Here is a 14,176-nt window from a genome sequence, read left to right as displayed (position 1 = left end):
GCCCGCCACCGGTCCGCCGGGGCGGGCAGCGGTCGTTCCCCGGGGGAGGGGCAGCACGTGACCATGCACGACGACCAGGTGGACGTGACCACGGAGACCGTCGCGTCCCTGATCCGCGACCAGTTCCCGCAGTGGGCCGGCGAGGCCGTCCGCCCCCTGGCCTCCACCGGCACGATGAACACCATCTTCCGCATCGGTGACCGCCTCTCCGCCCGCTTCCCGCTGCACCGGGCCACCCCCGCCGAGGCACTGACCGCCCTGCAACAGGAGGCCCGGGCGGCCGTCGAGCTGGCACGGGCCACCCGCTTCCCCGTCCCGGAGCCGGTCGCCCTCGGCGCGCCCGGAGCCGGCTACCCCATGCCCTGGGCCGTCCAGACCTGGCTGCCGGGGACCAACGCCTTCGAGGCCGATCCGGGCGGCTCCGACGCCTTCGCCCGGGACCTCGCGGACTTCGTCGCCGGCCTCCGGGACGCCAACGTGCGGGGCCGGTCCTTCGGCGGGCAGGGGCGCGGCGGGGTGATCGCCGACCACGACGGCTGGATGGCCACGTGCTTCGAGAGGGGCGAGGGCCTGCTCGACGTGGCCCGGCTGCGCACGCTGTGGACCGGCTTCCGGGAGCTGCCGCGTACGAGCCCCGACGTGATGTGCCACGGCGACCTGATCCCGGGCAACGTCCTGGTCCAGGGCGGCCGGCTCGGCGGCGTCCTCGACACCGGCGGCTTCGGCCCGGCCGACCCGGCGCTGGACCTGGTGGGCGCCTGGCACCTGCTGGGCCCGGGCCCGCGCGAGGTGTTCCGGGGAGCGCTGGGCTGCGACGAGCTGGAGTGGGAGCGCGGCAGGGCGTGGGCGTTCGAGCAGGCGATGGGCCTGGTCTGGTACTACGCGAAGAGCAATCCGCCGATGAGCGCCCTGGGCCGCCGCACGCTGGCCCGCCTCCTGGACCCGGCGGGCGCCGCCTAGGAGGCGCCCTCGGTGCCGTTCTCGCGGCGCTTCAGCTCCTCCTCGCGGCGGCGCAGGTCCGCCTCCCAGTCCTTGAGGAGCGCCTCGTCCTTCTTGTTCTCCTCCTTCAGCGACTTCAGGAAGTCCGGGTTGTCGTCCGGCGCCACCCACTGCCGGCGGTGGTTGCGGTGCCACTCGGAGGGCGTACGGCCTCCGGCGGGCGCCTGGCGGACCTTGCCCGCGGCCAGCCACACGATCGGGCCGACGATCCAGAACAGCAGGATGATGAAGACCCAGGCGATCTTCGGCAGGTGCCTTGCCTCGTCCTCCGGGGTGTTCAGGCAGTCGATGAAAGCGAAGATCGTCAGCGCCAGCGGCAGAAGGTAGATCAAGGCCCGGAGCATGGTGGAAAAGTCCCCCCGAGGAGAGTGGGCGGGGCATTCCCCCCGCCCCGGTGAAGGGCCCAGAGTAGCGGGTGCCGTTCACGCCCCACGGCGAGCAGGTGGGAACCGGCGGCGAGCGGATCCGGGTGCGGTTCGGCCATGCGCGCGGCGCAGCGGTTGACGCCGGCTGCGGCGACGAGCCCGCCGGGCATGGCCGGTTACAGGGCGTGGGGCCAGGCGTCGGGCGGGGCCGTGACGCGTCGACCGGGGCGTCGGTCCACCGGCGTAGCACCACGCCGGTCGACGGCTGACGCGGGGAGCCCCGGCGGCCGTCGCCGGGGAGGATGTCAAACTTGACCTCATGGCTTACGACGATCTTCGATCCCTCCTCCGGGCTCTGGAGCGCGAGGGCGAGCTCAAGCGCATCAAGGCCGAGGTCGACCCCTATCTGGAGGTCGGTGAGATCGTCGACCGGGTGAACAAGGCCGGCGGGCCCGCGCTGCTCTTCGAGAACGTCAAGGGGTCCTCGATGCCCCTGGCCATGAACGTCTTCGGGACCGACAAGCGGCTGCTCAAGGCGCTCGGGCTGAAGTCCTACGGCGAGATCGGCGAGAAGATCGGCGGGCTGCTCAGGCCCGAGCTGCCGCACGGCTTCGTCGGAGTCCGGGAGGCCTTCGGGAAGCTCGGGTCGATGGTGCACGTGCCGCCGAAGAAGGTGAAGGGCGAGAACGCGCCCGTCCAGGAGGTCGTCCTCACCGGCGACGACGTGGACCTGGACCGGCTGCCCGCGCTGTTCACCTGGCCCAAGGACGGCGGCTCCTTCTTCAACCTGGGGCTCACCCACACCAAGCACCCCGAGACCGGCATCCGCAACCTCGGGCTCTACCGGCTCCAGCGGCACGACCGGCGGACCATCGGGATGCACTGGCAGATCCACAAGGACAGCCGCAACCACTACCAGGTCGCCGCCCGGCGCGGGGAGCGGCTGCCCGTCGCCATCGCGTTCGGCGCGCCGCCCGCCGTCACGTACGCCTCCACCGCGCCGCTGCCCGAGGACATCGACGAGTACCTGTTCGCCGGGTTCCTCCAGGGCAAGCGGATCGAGATGGTCGACTGCAAGACCGTGCCGCTCCAGGTCCCGGCCCACGCCGAGGTCGTCATCGAGGGGTGGCTGGAGCCGGGCAGGATGCTCCCCGAGGGGCCGTTCGGCGACCACACCGGGTTCTACACCCCGCAGGAACCGTTCCCCGCGCTGACCATCGACTGCGTGACCATGCGGAAGAAGCCGCTGCTCCAGTCCATCGTGGTGGGCCGGCCGCCGACCGAGGACGGGCCGCTCGGGCGGGCCACCGAGCGGTTCTTCCTGCCGCTCCTGAAGATCATCGTCCCGGACATCGTGGACTACCACCTGCCGGAGTCCGGCGGCTTCCACAACTGCGCGATCGTCTCGATCGACAAGAAGTACCCGAAGCACGCGCAGAAGGTGATGAGCGCGATCTGGGGCGCGCACATGATGTCGCTGACGAAGCTGATCGTCGTCGTGGACTCCGACTGCGACGTCCACGACCTGCACGAGGTGTCCTGGCGGGCCCTCGGCAACACGGACTACGCCCGTGACCTGATGGTCACCGAGGGCCCCGTGGACCACCTCGACCACGCCTCGTACCAGCAGTTCTGGGGCGGCAAGGCGGGCATCGACGCGACGCGGAAGTGGCCCGAGGAGGGGTACACGCGTGACGGGGGCTGGCCGGACATGGTCGAGTCGGACCCGCGGACGGCGGCCCTGGTGGACCGCCGGTGGAAGGAGTACGGGCTGTGAGCGCCGCCGAAGCGACCCTGGGATCGGGGCCCGCACAACCGAACAGCAGGGTGAAAGCCTTTTTGCGGCTCGTGATGATCGAGCACTCCGTCTTCGCGCTGCCCTTCGCGTACATCGCCTCCCTGACCGCGATGTTCCTCGACGGCGGGGAGATCCAGTGGGTCACGCTGCTGCTCGTCACCGTCGCGATGGTCGGGCTGCGGACGTTCGCCATGGCCGCGAACCGGATCATCGACCGCGAGATCGACGCCCGCAACCCGCGCACCGCCGGCCGTGAGCTGGTGACCGGTGCGGTGTCGGTGAGGTCGGCGTGGACGGGCGCGCTCGTCGCCGTCGTCGTGTTCCTCGGGGCCGCCGCCCTGCTGAACCCGCTCTGCCTGGCGCTGGCGCCGGTCGCGGTGATCCCGATGGTCGTCTACCCGTACGGCAAGCGGTTCACGAACTTCCCGCACGCCATCCTGGGGCTCGCCCAGGCCATGGGCCCGGTCGGGGCCTGGATCGCGGTCACCGGCAGCTGGTCGGGGGACGCGGTGATCCTGGGGCTCGCCGTCGGCGTCTGGATCGGCGGCTTCGACCTGATCTTCGCCTGCCAGGACGTGCGGGCCGACCGGGCGCACGGGGTGCTGTCCTTCCCGGCGCGCTTCGGCATCCCGGCCGCGCTGTGGGGCGCGCGGGTGTGCCACGTGGTGACGACGGGCCTGCTGGTCTGGTTCGGTCTGGCCACGGACGCGGAGGTCTTCTACTGGATCGGCATGGTGATCGTCTCGGTCGCCTTCGTGTACGAGCACCGGGTGGTGCGCCCGCACGACCTGTCCCGGCTGAACCGGGCGTTCTTCTCGGTCAACGGCTTCATCGGGATCGCGCTCTTCGTGTGCGCGCTGCTGGACCTGGTGGTGCGCGGGCTCACGGTGTGAGCGGGGCCGGATAGGCTCGGGGGTGTGGATTCCGGGACTTCAGTGAGTCAACAGCAGCGGATGCCTTGGATTGTCGGGGTTTCCGGCGCTTCGGGCACCCCTTTCGCCGCCGCGGTGCTGCGCGGGCTGCTGGCGGCGGGGGAGAGCGTGGACCTGGTCGTGAGCCGGGCGTCGCGGCTGACGGTGCTCGATGAGACCGGGATCGGCTACCGCGACGCGCACTGGCGCGAGGACCTGGCGGCCTGGCTGGCGCGGGGCGCGGACGGGAAGCCGGAGACCTTCGACGTGGACCTGTCGGGCGTACGCCACTGGGCGGCCGGTGATCTGGCCGCGGGGCCGTCCTCGGGGTCGTATCCGGCCAAGGGGATGCTGATCGTCCCGGCCTCGACGGCGTGCGTGGCGGGGGTGGCGCTCGGGCTGTCGAAGGACCTGTTGCAGCGGGCGGCGAGCGTGACGCTCAAGGAGCGGCGGAAGCTGGTCGTCGCGGTCCGGGAGACGCCGTTGAGCGGGCAGACGCTGAAGCAGCTGGTGGCCCTGGACGAGGCGGGCGCGGTGGTGCTGCCCGCCTCGCCGGGCTTCTACGCGGGGGCGACGCACATCCAGGATCTGGTGGACTTCGTCGCGGGGCGGGTGCTGGACGCGGCGGGCGTGCCGCACCGGCTGTACCGCCGTTGGGAGGGGGAACTGGGGGGTGGTTCCCCGGGCTGATCCGGGCCTGATGGGGCCCGATCCGGGCTGATCCGGCCTGATACGGGCCGGTCCCGGAAGCGGTCAGCGCTTCTTGGGCGCGCGCCGGGGGCCGCGGACGCGGTCGACCCGGAGGGCGGCGGCGGGGTGGTGGGCACGCGAGCGGTTGGCCAGGTCCTGAAGCTCGCGCATCCGGGCGTAGGCCATCTCGATCGTGTACACGGTGTCGTCACTCCTGAAGATTCGTAAGCGTTTGTTGGCTGTGCGAGAAGATTTGCAGGCTTCAATGCCTGCGCGCCTTGGATTCTACACGTAGACTTGCGATACTGCTGAACAATGGAAGGTTTCAGTCACATGGACGCGGTGGACAGGCAGCTCATCCAGGCCCTCCGGGAGAACGGCAGGGCCTCGTACGCCGAGCTCGGGAGGCTCGTCGGGCTCTCCGGGCCCAGCGTCACCGACCGCATCAACCGGCTGGAATCCGCCGGTGTCATCACGGGCTACCGCGCCACCGTCAACGCGGCCTCGCTCGGCCTCGGGGTCACGGCCCTCATCGGCATCTCGCTCTCCGACGCGGCCGACCACGAGGACGTGGCGCACCGGCTGAAGGACCTCGCGGAGATCGAGGACGCCTGGTTCATCGCGGGCGACGACTCGTACATGCTCAAGGTCCGCGTGGGTGACGTGGACGGCCTGGAGAAGACGATCCGCCGCCTCAGCTCCACCAAGGGCGTCTCGCGCACCCGTACCACCATCGTGCTCTCCACCAAGTGGGAGAACCGGGTCGGAGACCTCCCCGAGGAGCAGTAGGCGTACGGTGGCGGGGATCGGTACGGCGAGGAATTGCGAGGAGCACGGTGGACGCGGGACTCAAGCGCGAACTGGAGCAGAAGGTCGAAGCCGGTGAGCGGCTGAGCCGCGAGGACGGGATCGCGCTCTACGAGTCCGACGACCTGGCGTGGCTCGGCGGGCTGGCCCACCAGGTGCGTACGCGCAAGAACGGCGACGTCGTCCACTTCAACGTCAACCGCCACCTCAACATGACCAACGTGTGCACCGCCTCGTGCGCGTACTGCTCCTTCCAGCGCAAGCCGGGGGAGAAGGACGCGTACACCATGCGCATCGAGGAGGCGGTGAAGCTCGCCAAGGCCATGGAGGGCGAGAACCTCACCGAGCTGCACATCGTCAACGGGCTGCACCCCTCCCTGCCGTGGCGCTACTACCCGCGGTCGCTGAGCGCGCTCAAGGAGGCGCTGCCGCAGGTCTCCCTGAAGGCGTTCACCGCCACCGAGATCCACCACTTCGAGACCATCTCCAAGCTCTCCGCGTCGGAGATCCTGGACGAGCTGATCGAGGCCGGTCTCGAATCGCTGACCGGTGGCGGCGCGGAGATCTTCGACTGGGAGGTCCGCCGGCACATCGTGGACCACGACACCCACTGGGAGGACTGGTCGCGCATCCACCGGCTCGCCCACGAGAAGGGGCTGAAGACGCCGGCGACCATGCTGTACGGGCACATCGAGGAGCCCCGGCACCGCGTCGACCACGTGCTGCGGCTGCGTGAGCTCCAGGACGAGACCGGCGGGTTCCAGGTCTTCATCCCGCTGCGCTACCAGCACGACTTCGTGGACATGAAGGACGGCAAGGTCCGCAACAAGCTCCAGGCGCGGACCACGATGGCGACCGGCGCCGAGGCGCTGAAGACCTTCGCCGTCTCGCGGCTGCTGTTCGACAACGTGCCGCACGTCAAGGTGTTCTGGGTGATGCACGGCGTGCAGACCGCGCAGCTCGCGCTCCAGCACGGCGCGGACGACATGGACGGCTCGGTCGTGGAGTACAAGATCACGCACGACGCGGACAACTACGGCACGCCGAACAAGCTGACCCGCGAGGACCTGCTCGGCCTGATCCGGGACGCCGGCTTCCGGCCCGTCGAGCGCAACACCCGGTACGAGATCATCCGCGAGTACCCGGGCCCGGACGCGGAGCGGCGCGAGTCGCCGCAGCCGATGCGGGTCTGACCCGGCGCGCGCCGCGCTCGCGACGCCGCGCGTACGAAAGCTCCGGCCTCCGTCCCCGGCCGGAGCTTTCCCGCGTCCCGGACACCGGCCGGGCACCCGCCCCCTTCCGGTGGATCGTTAATCTGCAGCCATGGCTCTTACGTTCGAAGTGGTTCCGGTGCTCGACCGTGCCGTGCGCGACGGCATCGTCGCGCTCTGGGTCGACGTCTCCAACGCGGGCGGTGCGGTGGGCTTCGTGCCGCCCGTGTCGGAGGAGGACGTCCGGCCGGAACTGCTCAAGCACCAGGCGGCCCTGGCCGAGGGGCGGGCCCGGCTGGTCGTCGGCCGCGACGAGGAGGGGCGGGTCGCCGCGACCGCGTTCCTCACCGGCAACACGCACCGGCTGATGCGGCACTGGCTGTGGGCGTACACCGTGATGGTCCACCCCCGCCACCAGGGCAAGGGGTACGGCCGCGACCTGATGGCCGCCGTCGCGGACGCGGCGCGCGCGACGGAGGGCATCGAGGCGATCCGGCTCACCTGCCGGGGCGGCACCGGCGCCGACCGCTTCTACGCCGCCTGCGGCTACAAGGAGGTCGGGCGCGTCCCCGGCGCGATCCGGGTGGCCGAGGGCGACGACCGGGACGACGTCTACATGCTGCTGCCGCTGGGCTGAGCGCCCGGGACGCGGCCCACCGAATCGATCGATTGCGGGGCATGCTTCACTGGTCGGGCAGGACTGTCGTACGTAGAGAGAAGGCCAGCTGTGTCCGCTGCCAAGCCGAGCGCAACGATCCGGTACACCGCGATGCGTCTCAGCATCTTCGTCGGCTGCTTCGTCGTCGCCGCCGTCGCCGTCCACTTCGGGCTGGTGCCGTCCGGGGTCGGGGGGTCCAACGTCGTCTGGGTCATCCTGCTCGCCCTGGTGCTGTCCGCGCCGCTCAGCTTCGTCCTGCTGCGCAAGCAGCGCGACGAGATGTCCCAGCAGATCGTCTCCTCCGTGGACCGCGCCAAGGCCCGCCTGGAGGCCAACCGGACGCGCGAGGACGGCGTGACCCCGTAAAGGGAACGTAAGCTTCCTCACACCCCGCACCCTTTTTCCGTCGAACCCCAGCGCGGGAGCAGTCGCTCCTGTACTGGGGTTTTTCGTGTCTCCGGGCGGAGTTGAGGATTCCGGGTGTCCGGGGGCGTGGTGCGGGACGCTCTCCCGTACCAAAGAAGTCCTTTGAGGTCCTCAAAGTTCAAGTGTTAACGTGTTCGGCATGAAGACTGATGTGCGCCTCCGATCTGCCACGAGCGTCCCGCTCGTGGAGCGCCTTCATGTCGATCTCTGCCGCTGTATGTCCGCGGTCTGTTGCCGCAACGTCTGATTCCGGCACCATGCAGCGGCGCCGCCCCCGACGCGGGCGCCGCACCCCCGTCCCCCGCACGGCGCCCCCGTGCGTCCCGATGCGTCACATCTGGAGTGTGTCCGTGTCCGCGAACCCCGCGTCCACCGCCGAGAAGCCCGCGGGCTCCGGCTTCCGCATACCCAAGGTCCCGTTCTGGGCCCAGATCGTCGCCGGTCTGGTCCTCGGCGTCCTGCTCGGCTGGCTCGCCCGCAGCCAGGACATCGACTGGCTGTACACCACGCTCGACAAGGTCGGCCACATCTTCGTCCAGCTGCTGAAGCTGGCCGTCGCGCCCCTGGTCTTCTTCGCGATCGTCGTGTCGATCACCAACCTGCGCAAGGTCAACAACGCCGCCCGGCTGGCCGGCCGCACCGTCCTCTGGTTCATGATCACCTCGCTGATCGCCGTGGCCATCGGCCTCACGATCGGCCTGATCACCAACCCGGGCTCCGGCACCGGCCTCACCCCGAAGGACGGCAAGCTCCCCGAGCACGCCGGCTCCTGGCTCGACTTCCTGACCGGCATCGTCCCGGACAACGTCATCACGCCGTTCGCGGAGCTGAACGTCCTCCAGATCGTCTTCATGGCCGCCGTCGCCGGCATTGCCGCCCTGCAGCTCGGCGAGAAGGCGCAGCCGATCCTCACCCTCAGCGAAGCCGTCCTGGAACTCCTCCAGAAGGCCCTGTGGTGGGTCATCCGCCTCGCCCCGCTCGGCACCGTCGGCCTCATCGGCTACGCGATCGCCGACTACGGCTGGGATCTGATCGGCAAGTACGCGACCTTCACCGCCGACGTCTACATCGGCTGCGCCCTGGTGCTGTTCGTCGTCTACCCCGTGCTGCTCGCCACCGTCGCCAAGCTGAGCCCGCTCCAGTTCTTCAAGGGCGCCTGGCCCGCGATCCAGCTGGCGTTCGTCTCGCGCTCCTCGGTCGGCACCATGCCGGTCACCCAGAAGGTCACCGAGCGCCTGGGCGTCCCGAAGGAGTACGCCTCCTTCTCCGTCCCGTTCGGCGCCACCACCAAGATGGACGGCTGCGCCGCGATCTACCCGGCGCTCGCCGCGATCTTCATCGCGCAGATCTTCGACGTGCAGCTGGACGTCGGTGACTACATCCTGATCGCGTTCGTCTCGGTCATCGGTTCGGCGGCCACCGCCGGTCTGACCGGCGCGACGGTCATGCTGACGCTGACCCTGTCGACCCTGGGCCTCCCGCTGGAGGGCGTCGGCCTGCTGATGGCCATCGACCCGATCCTGGACATGATGCGCACCGCCACCAACGTGGCCGGCCAGGCGCTCGTCCCGGTGATCGTCTCGGCCCGCGAGAAGATCCTGGACCACGACGCCTACAACTCGGCCTCCGCCTCCCCGGTGGACGAGGACGAGAAGACCCGCGACACCGAGCCGGAGCGCGTCCCGGTCGCCGCCTGACCGCTCCGTGCCGCCCGAGGGCCCCTTCTCCCGCGTTCGCCCGCGCGGAGGGAGGGGCCCTCGGCGTCGCGGGGTACGACGGGGTCCGCGCGCGGGCCCCGTACCCTTACCGGGGAGTAGTGCTGCGGGGGCGGGAGGGAGTCGACGTGGGTGCTGTGCGGAACAAGCGGATGCCGCGCGCCGTGCGCGAGCAGCAGATGATGGACGCCGCGGTGCAGACGTTCGGGCAGCGGGGGTACCGGGCCGCCTCGATGGACGAGATCGCCGAGCTGGCCGGGGTGTCGAAGCCCCTGGTCTACCTCTACCTGAATTCAAAGGACGAGCTGTTCACCGCGTGCATCCGGCGTGAGGCGCGGGCGCTGCTGGCCGCCGTGCAGGGGGCCGTCGAGCCCGGGCTCCCGGCCGACCGGCAGCTCTGGGAGGGGCTGCGGGCCTTCTTCACGCACACCGCGCAGAACCCGGACGGCTGGGCCGTGCTGTACCGGCAGGCGCGGACGCACGGGGAGCCGTTCGCCACCGAGGTCAACGTGATGCGCGAGGAGATCGTCGCGTTCGTGACCGGCCTGATCGGCGCCGCCGCCCGCGAGGCGCACCACGACCCGGCGCTCCCGGACCGGGACGTGGCGGGCCTCGCGCAGGCCCTGGTGGGCGCCGCCGAGTCGCTGGCCGGCTGGGCCAACGAGACCCCGGGCGTCTCGGCCCGGGAGGCGGCGGCGACCCTGATGAACTTCTCCTGGGCGGGCCTGGAGAACCTGATGCACGGCCGCCCGTGGCAGGTGCCTAGCCCGTAGTGCCGGTGAGGTGCACCCGCGCCCCGTCCCCGCCGCCGCGCAGTTCGAACGCCGTGCCCTCGGCGGCGTACGTGACGGTGGCGGGCAGCAGGACCGGGGCCCGGAAGTCGGCCCGTACGGTGCGGAGCGTGGCCGGGTCGGGGGCTTCGGCCAGGCAGCGGGCGACCGTCCACATGCCGTGCGCGATGGCCCGGGGGAAGCCGAAGAGGCGGGCGGTCAGCGGGTGGAGGTGGATCGGATTGCGGTCGCCGGAGACCGCCGCGTACCGCCGTCCGAGGTCGCCGGGCAGCCGCCACTCGGCGACGACGGGGAGCGGCGCGGTGGGCTCCCCGGGTCCCGGCGCGGAGGGCTTTCCGGGTCCCGCCCCCGCCCCCGCCCCCGCCCCCGCCCCCGGTCCCGGCGTGGCCGCTTCGGTGCGCGTCGCGTGCCGGGACAGATAGCCGCTGCGGGACTCCCACACCAGCTCGCCCGCGAGGCGCGCCTCGGTCACCACCGTGGCCTCGGTGCCCCGCCGGTGCGGGGTCAGCTTCTCGGCGTACACCGTGAGTTCGAGCAGGTCCTCCGGCCGGAGGGTGCGGTGGGCGGTGATCTCGATCCAGGTGTGGACGAGGCCGGTGACCGGGAGCGGGAAGTCGCGGCGGGTCATCAGCCGCATGGCCAGCGGGAACGCCAGGACGTGCGGGTAGGTCACCGGCAGCGGCCCGGTCGCCGGGAAGCCGCAGACCGTGCGGTACGCGGCGAGGCGGCCGGGTGCGAGGGGCGCGGCGGGCAGGCGGAGGCGGCCGGCGGGGAGGGTGGCGCCGGGGCGTCCGGCCCGCTTGAAGGGCGAGGTGACGGCGCCCCGGGCCAGCGAGAGGGTCAGGCTCATCGGGTCACGCCCCCAGCAGGCTCTGGCCGCAGACCCGGACGATCTGGCCGTTGACGGCGGCGGACGCGGGCTGGGCGAACCAGGCGGTGGTCTCGGCGACGTCGACCGGGAGGCCGCCCTGTGACAGGGAGTTCATCCGGCGGCCGGCCTCGCGGATGAAGAGCGGGACGGCGGCGGTCATCTTCGTCTCGATGAAGCCGGGGGCGACGGCGTTGACCGTGACGCCGTGGTCGGCGGCGGCGCGCGGGGCCAGCGAGCGGACGAGGCCGATGACCCCGGCCTTGCTGGCCGCGTAGTTGGTCTGGCCGTTGTTGCCGGCGATGCCCGCGATGGAGGCGGTGGCGACGATCCGGCCGCCCCGGTTGACCGTGCCCGCCTTCAGCAGCGCGTCGGTGGTGCGCAGGACGCTGTCCAGGTTGACGTCGATGACCTGGGCCCAGCGGTCGGCGGCCATGTTGGCGAGCCGGCGGTCGCGGGTGATGCCGGCGTTGTGGACGAGGACGTCGAGGCCGTCGGGCGCGGCGGCGGCGATGCGGTCGGCGGCGTCCCCGGCGGTGATGTCGAGGGGGAGCGCGGTGGCGCCGAGGCGGTCGGCGGTGCGGACCAGGTCCTCCTGGGCCTGGGGGACGTCCAGGCAGATGACCCGGGCGCCGTCGCGGGCCAGGACCGAGGCGACGGCGGCCCCGATGCCCCGGGCGGCGCCGGTGACCAGGGCGGTCCGGCCGGTGAGCGGGGCGGCCCAGTCGCGGACCGGGTCGGGGGCGGCGTCGGTGACCTCGATGACCTGGCCGCTGACGTAAGCGGACCGGGGCGAGAGCAGGAAGCGCAGGGTGGACTCGGCGGAGGCGACGGCGGACGGGGCGATCCGGACCAGCTGCACGGTGGCGCCCTTGCCGATCTCCTTGCCGAGCGAGCGCGTGAAGCCCTCCAGGGCCTGCTGGGCGGCGGCCTGGTGGTGGTCCTCCGGTGAGGGCCGCACCCCGATGACGACGACCCGGCCGCCGGGGGCGAGCGAGCGGACGACCGGGTGGAGGGCGGCGTGTACGGCGCCGAGCCCGGCGGCGGTGTCCACGGCGGTGGCGTCGAGCACCAGGGCGGCGGGGCGGTCCGCGCGGGCGACGACCTCCAGGCCGGTGGCGGTGAGGGCCGCGGCCAGCTCCTCGGTGACGGCGGAGGCCCCGGCGGTGAGGTGGACGACGGGGCCGGTGAGCGCCGGCGTCTCCAGGGTCCAGCGGCGCAGCCGGGCGGGCTGCGGGAGACCGAGTTTCCGGGTGAGGAACTTGCCGGGTGCCGTGCCGGTCAGGTGCAGATAGCGGTCGGCCATTGTCCAGACTCCCTGCTCGGTCGTAGATTTACTCTGGAGTAAGGTTACTCAAGAGTCAGGAGCTGGTCGAGATGAGTTGGTCGAGATGATTCCCCTCGCACTCCCGCAGCCGCGCCGCGTCGCGGTCATCGGCGGCAGCCGCATCCCCTTTGCCCGCTCCGACGGCCCCTACGCCCGGGCCTCCAACCAGCAGATGCTGACCGCCGCGCTCGACGGACTGGTCGACCGCTTCGGGCTCCACGGCGAGCGCGTCGGCGAGTTCGCGGCGGGCGCGGTCCTCAAGCACAGCCGCGACTTCAACCTGGCCCGCGAGACGGTCCTCGGCTCGCGGCTCGACCCGCGCACCCCCGCGTACGACGTCCAGCAGGCGTGCGGCACGGGCCTCCAGGCGGTGATCGCCGCCGCCAACAAGATCATGCTCGGGGCGATCGACTCCGCGATCGCGGGCGGTACGGACACCACGAGCGACGCCCCGCTCGGCGTCAACGACGAACTGCGCCGGCTGCTGCTCTCCGTCCGGCGCGCGAAGTCGGCGGGCGCCCGCGCGAAGGCCCTCACGGGCGTACGCCCCCGGCACCTCGTCCCGGACATCCCGCGCAACGCCGAACCCCGCACCGGTCTCTCGATGGGCGACCACGCGGCGCTCACCGCCCGCCAGTGGAACATCGGCCGCGCCGAGCAGGACCGCCTCGCCGCCACCAGCCACCAGCGGCTCGCCGCCGCGTACGAACGGGGCTTCCTGGACGACCTCGTCGTCCCGTACCAGGGCCTGGAGCGCGACCAGAACCTGCGCCCCGGCTCCACGGTGGAGAAACTCGCCACACTGAAACCGGTCTTCGGCACGGACCGCCCCGGCGCGACGATGACCGCGGGCAATTCGACGCCGCTCACCGACGGCGCCGCGACGGTGCTCCTGGCGAGCGAGGAGTGGGCCGAGACGCACGGGCTCGAACCGCAGGCTTACCTCTCGTTGTACGAGACCGCCGCGGTGGACTACGTGAAGGGCGAGGACGGGCTGCTGATGGCGCCCGCGTACGCCGTGCCCCGGCTGCTGGAGCGGGCCGGGCTCGGGACCGAGGACTTCGACCTCTTCGAGATCCACGAGGCGTTCGCCTCCCAGGTGCTGGCCACGCTGGCCGCCTGGGAGAAGCAGGGGCTCGCGCCCGTCGACCGGGACCGGCTGAACGTGGCGGGCTCCTCGCTCGCCACCGGCCACCCGTTCGCCGCGACGGGCGCCCGCATCGTCGCCACCCTCGCGAAGCTCCTCGCGGAGCGGGACGCCCCGGGCCGGGGGCTGATCTCGATCTGCGCGGCGGGCGGCCAGGGGGTCACGGCGATCCTCGAACGCGTGTGAGCGGGGCGCGGCGGGCGGCGCGGAGGGGGCCCGTTCTCCGGGCGGTGTCCGCCGCGCCCCTTCCCGAAACCGGGGGGGGGGGGCCCCCGCCCCCCCGGCGCCCCCCCCCCCGGGGGGGGGGGGGGGCCGGCCCGGGGGGCCCCCCCCCCCCCGCCCCGGGGCGGGGCGGGCGGGGGGGGGGGGGGGGGCGGGCCCCCCCCCCCCCGCGTTCCGGGGGGCGGTCAGCCGGCCGAGGCGGTCCAGCCCGTGGCCTCGATGCGCCGGGCGTCCGACGGCC

The 14,176-nt window shown here is 72.2% G+C and carries 15 protein-coding genes; 11 read left to right on the top strand and 4 right to left on the bottom strand.

The features are described from left to right. The first annotated feature begins 57 nt into the window (after nucleotides 1-57). Nucleotides 58-960 (top strand): aminoglycoside phosphotransferase family protein, encoded by a 903-nt coding sequence (locus FKN01_RS26045; protein WP_143624729.1) that lies wholly within the window; start codon nucleotides 58-60, stop codon nucleotides 958-960. Here the strand turns inward: FKN01_RS26045 and FKN01_RS26040 are convergent. After that, a complete protein-coding gene (locus FKN01_RS26040; RefSeq protein WP_143624727.1) occupies nucleotides 957-1,343 on the bottom strand; it encodes a PLD nuclease N-terminal domain-containing protein in 387 nt (128 codons plus the stop codon). The genes FKN01_RS26045 and FKN01_RS26040 overlap by 4 nt on opposite strands. A 340-nt stretch (nucleotides 1,344-1,683) precedes the next feature. On the opposite strand from FKN01_RS26040, the gene FKN01_RS26030 reads away from it, so the two are divergent. The 3 genes from FKN01_RS26030 to FKN01_RS26020 are packed head-to-tail and all read left to right on the top strand — an operon-like array spanning nucleotide 1,684 to nucleotide 4,763. Next, the gene (locus tag FKN01_RS26030; RefSeq protein WP_143624725.1) at nucleotides 1,684-3,141 is read left to right on the top strand and encodes a menaquinone biosynthesis decarboxylase; all 1,458 of its coding nucleotides are present in this window, start codon (nucleotides 1,684-1,686) and stop codon (nucleotides 3,139-3,141) included. Then, nucleotides 3,138-4,055, top strand: coding sequence for a menaquinone biosynthesis prenyltransferase MqnP (gene mqnP, locus FKN01_RS26025; RefSeq protein WP_143624724.1), 918 nt, complete (start codon nucleotides 3,138-3,140; stop codon nucleotides 4,053-4,055). The genes FKN01_RS26030 and mqnP overlap by 4 nt, the downstream gene beginning before the upstream one ends. Nucleotides 4,056-4,097: 42 nt before the next feature. Beyond that, on the top strand, nucleotides 4,098-4,763 hold the full coding sequence (locus FKN01_RS26020) for a UbiX family flavin prenyltransferase (protein WP_143624722.1): 666 nt from the start codon (nucleotides 4,098-4,100) through the stop codon (nucleotides 4,761-4,763). A gap of 63 nt (nucleotides 4,764-4,826) precedes the next feature. Here FKN01_RS26020 and FKN01_RS32640 read toward each other — a convergent pair whose 3' ends face one another. Beyond that, nucleotides 4,827-4,964, bottom strand: a complete 138-nt coding sequence (locus FKN01_RS32640; protein WP_185992990.1) for a hypothetical protein — start codon at nucleotides 4,962-4,964, stop codon at nucleotides 4,827-4,829. A 132-nt stretch (nucleotides 4,965-5,096) separates the two neighbouring features. Here FKN01_RS32640 and FKN01_RS26015 point away from each other — a divergent pair, with 132 nt between their 5' ends. The 6 genes from FKN01_RS26015 to FKN01_RS25990 all read left to right on the top strand — a co-directional run bounded on the left by FKN01_RS26015 (nucleotide 5,097) and on the right by FKN01_RS25990 (nucleotide 10,353). Further along, nucleotides 5,097-5,552 carry an Lrp/AsnC family transcriptional regulator gene (locus FKN01_RS26015; RefSeq protein WP_143624719.1) on the top strand — a complete coding sequence of 152 codons (456 nt, stop codon included), beginning with the start codon at nucleotides 5,097-5,099 and terminating at the stop codon, nucleotides 5,550-5,552. Nucleotides 5,553-5,599: 47 nt separating this feature from the next. Then, complete coding sequence (mqnE, locus tag FKN01_RS26010; RefSeq protein ID WP_143624717.1) at nucleotides 5,600-6,763, top strand: aminofutalosine synthase MqnE; 1,164 nt, start codon at nucleotides 5,600-5,602, stop codon at nucleotides 6,761-6,763. 130 nt (nucleotides 6,764-6,893) lie between these two features. Further along, nucleotides 6,894-7,418 carry a GNAT family N-acetyltransferase gene (locus FKN01_RS26005; RefSeq protein WP_185992989.1) on the top strand — a complete coding sequence of 175 codons (525 nt, stop codon included), beginning with the start codon at nucleotides 6,894-6,896 and terminating at the stop codon, nucleotides 7,416-7,418. Nucleotides 7,419-7,550: 132 nt separating this feature from the next. Beyond that, entirely contained in the window at nucleotides 7,551-7,805 is a 255-nt protein-coding gene (locus FKN01_RS26000) for a DUF4229 domain-containing protein (protein WP_143624715.1), read from the top strand. A 410-nt stretch (nucleotides 7,806-8,215) separates the two neighbouring features. After that, nucleotides 8,216-9,562 carry a dicarboxylate/amino acid:cation symporter gene (locus tag FKN01_RS25995; RefSeq protein WP_143624713.1) on the top strand — a complete coding sequence of 449 codons (1,347 nt, stop codon included), beginning with the start codon at nucleotides 8,216-8,218 and terminating at the stop codon, nucleotides 9,560-9,562. 170 nt (nucleotides 9,563-9,732) lie between these two features. Further along, on the top strand, nucleotides 9,733-10,353 hold the full coding sequence (locus FKN01_RS25990) for a TetR/AcrR family transcriptional regulator (protein ID WP_143624812.1): 621 nt from the start codon (nucleotides 9,733-9,735) through the stop codon (nucleotides 10,351-10,353). On the opposite strand, the gene FKN01_RS25985 is transcribed toward FKN01_RS25990, so the two are convergent. Both FKN01_RS25985 and FKN01_RS25980 read right to left on the bottom strand, forming a co-directional pair. After that, nucleotides 10,343-11,221 (bottom strand): MaoC/PaaZ C-terminal domain-containing protein, encoded by an 879-nt coding sequence (locus tag FKN01_RS25985; RefSeq protein ID WP_143624711.1) that lies wholly within the window; start codon nucleotides 11,219-11,221, stop codon nucleotides 10,343-10,345. The two genes, FKN01_RS25990 and FKN01_RS25985, sit on opposite strands and share 11 nt — an antisense overlap. A 4-nt stretch (nucleotides 11,222-11,225) precedes the next feature. Next, nucleotides 11,226-12,545: a 3-oxoacyl-ACP reductase gene (locus FKN01_RS25980; protein WP_143624709.1), complete on the bottom strand. Its 1,320-nt coding sequence runs from the start codon at nucleotides 12,543-12,545 to the stop codon at nucleotides 11,226-11,228. 85 nt (nucleotides 12,546-12,630) lie between these two features. Between FKN01_RS25980 and FKN01_RS25975 the strand changes: the two genes are divergently transcribed. Then, entirely contained in the window at nucleotides 12,631-13,899 is a 1,269-nt protein-coding gene (locus FKN01_RS25975) for an acetyl-CoA C-acetyltransferase (protein WP_185992988.1), read from the top strand. The last annotated feature ends 277 nt before the right edge of the window (nucleotides 13,900-14,176 follow it).

This window comes from Streptomyces sp. 130 (genome assembly GCF_007096885.1).
GTDB lineage: Bacteria > Actinomycetota > Actinomycetes > Streptomycetales > Streptomycetaceae > Streptomyces.
The sequence above is the reverse complement of the archived record's forward strand: the minus strand, read 5'-3'. Positions and strand labels throughout refer to the sequence as shown.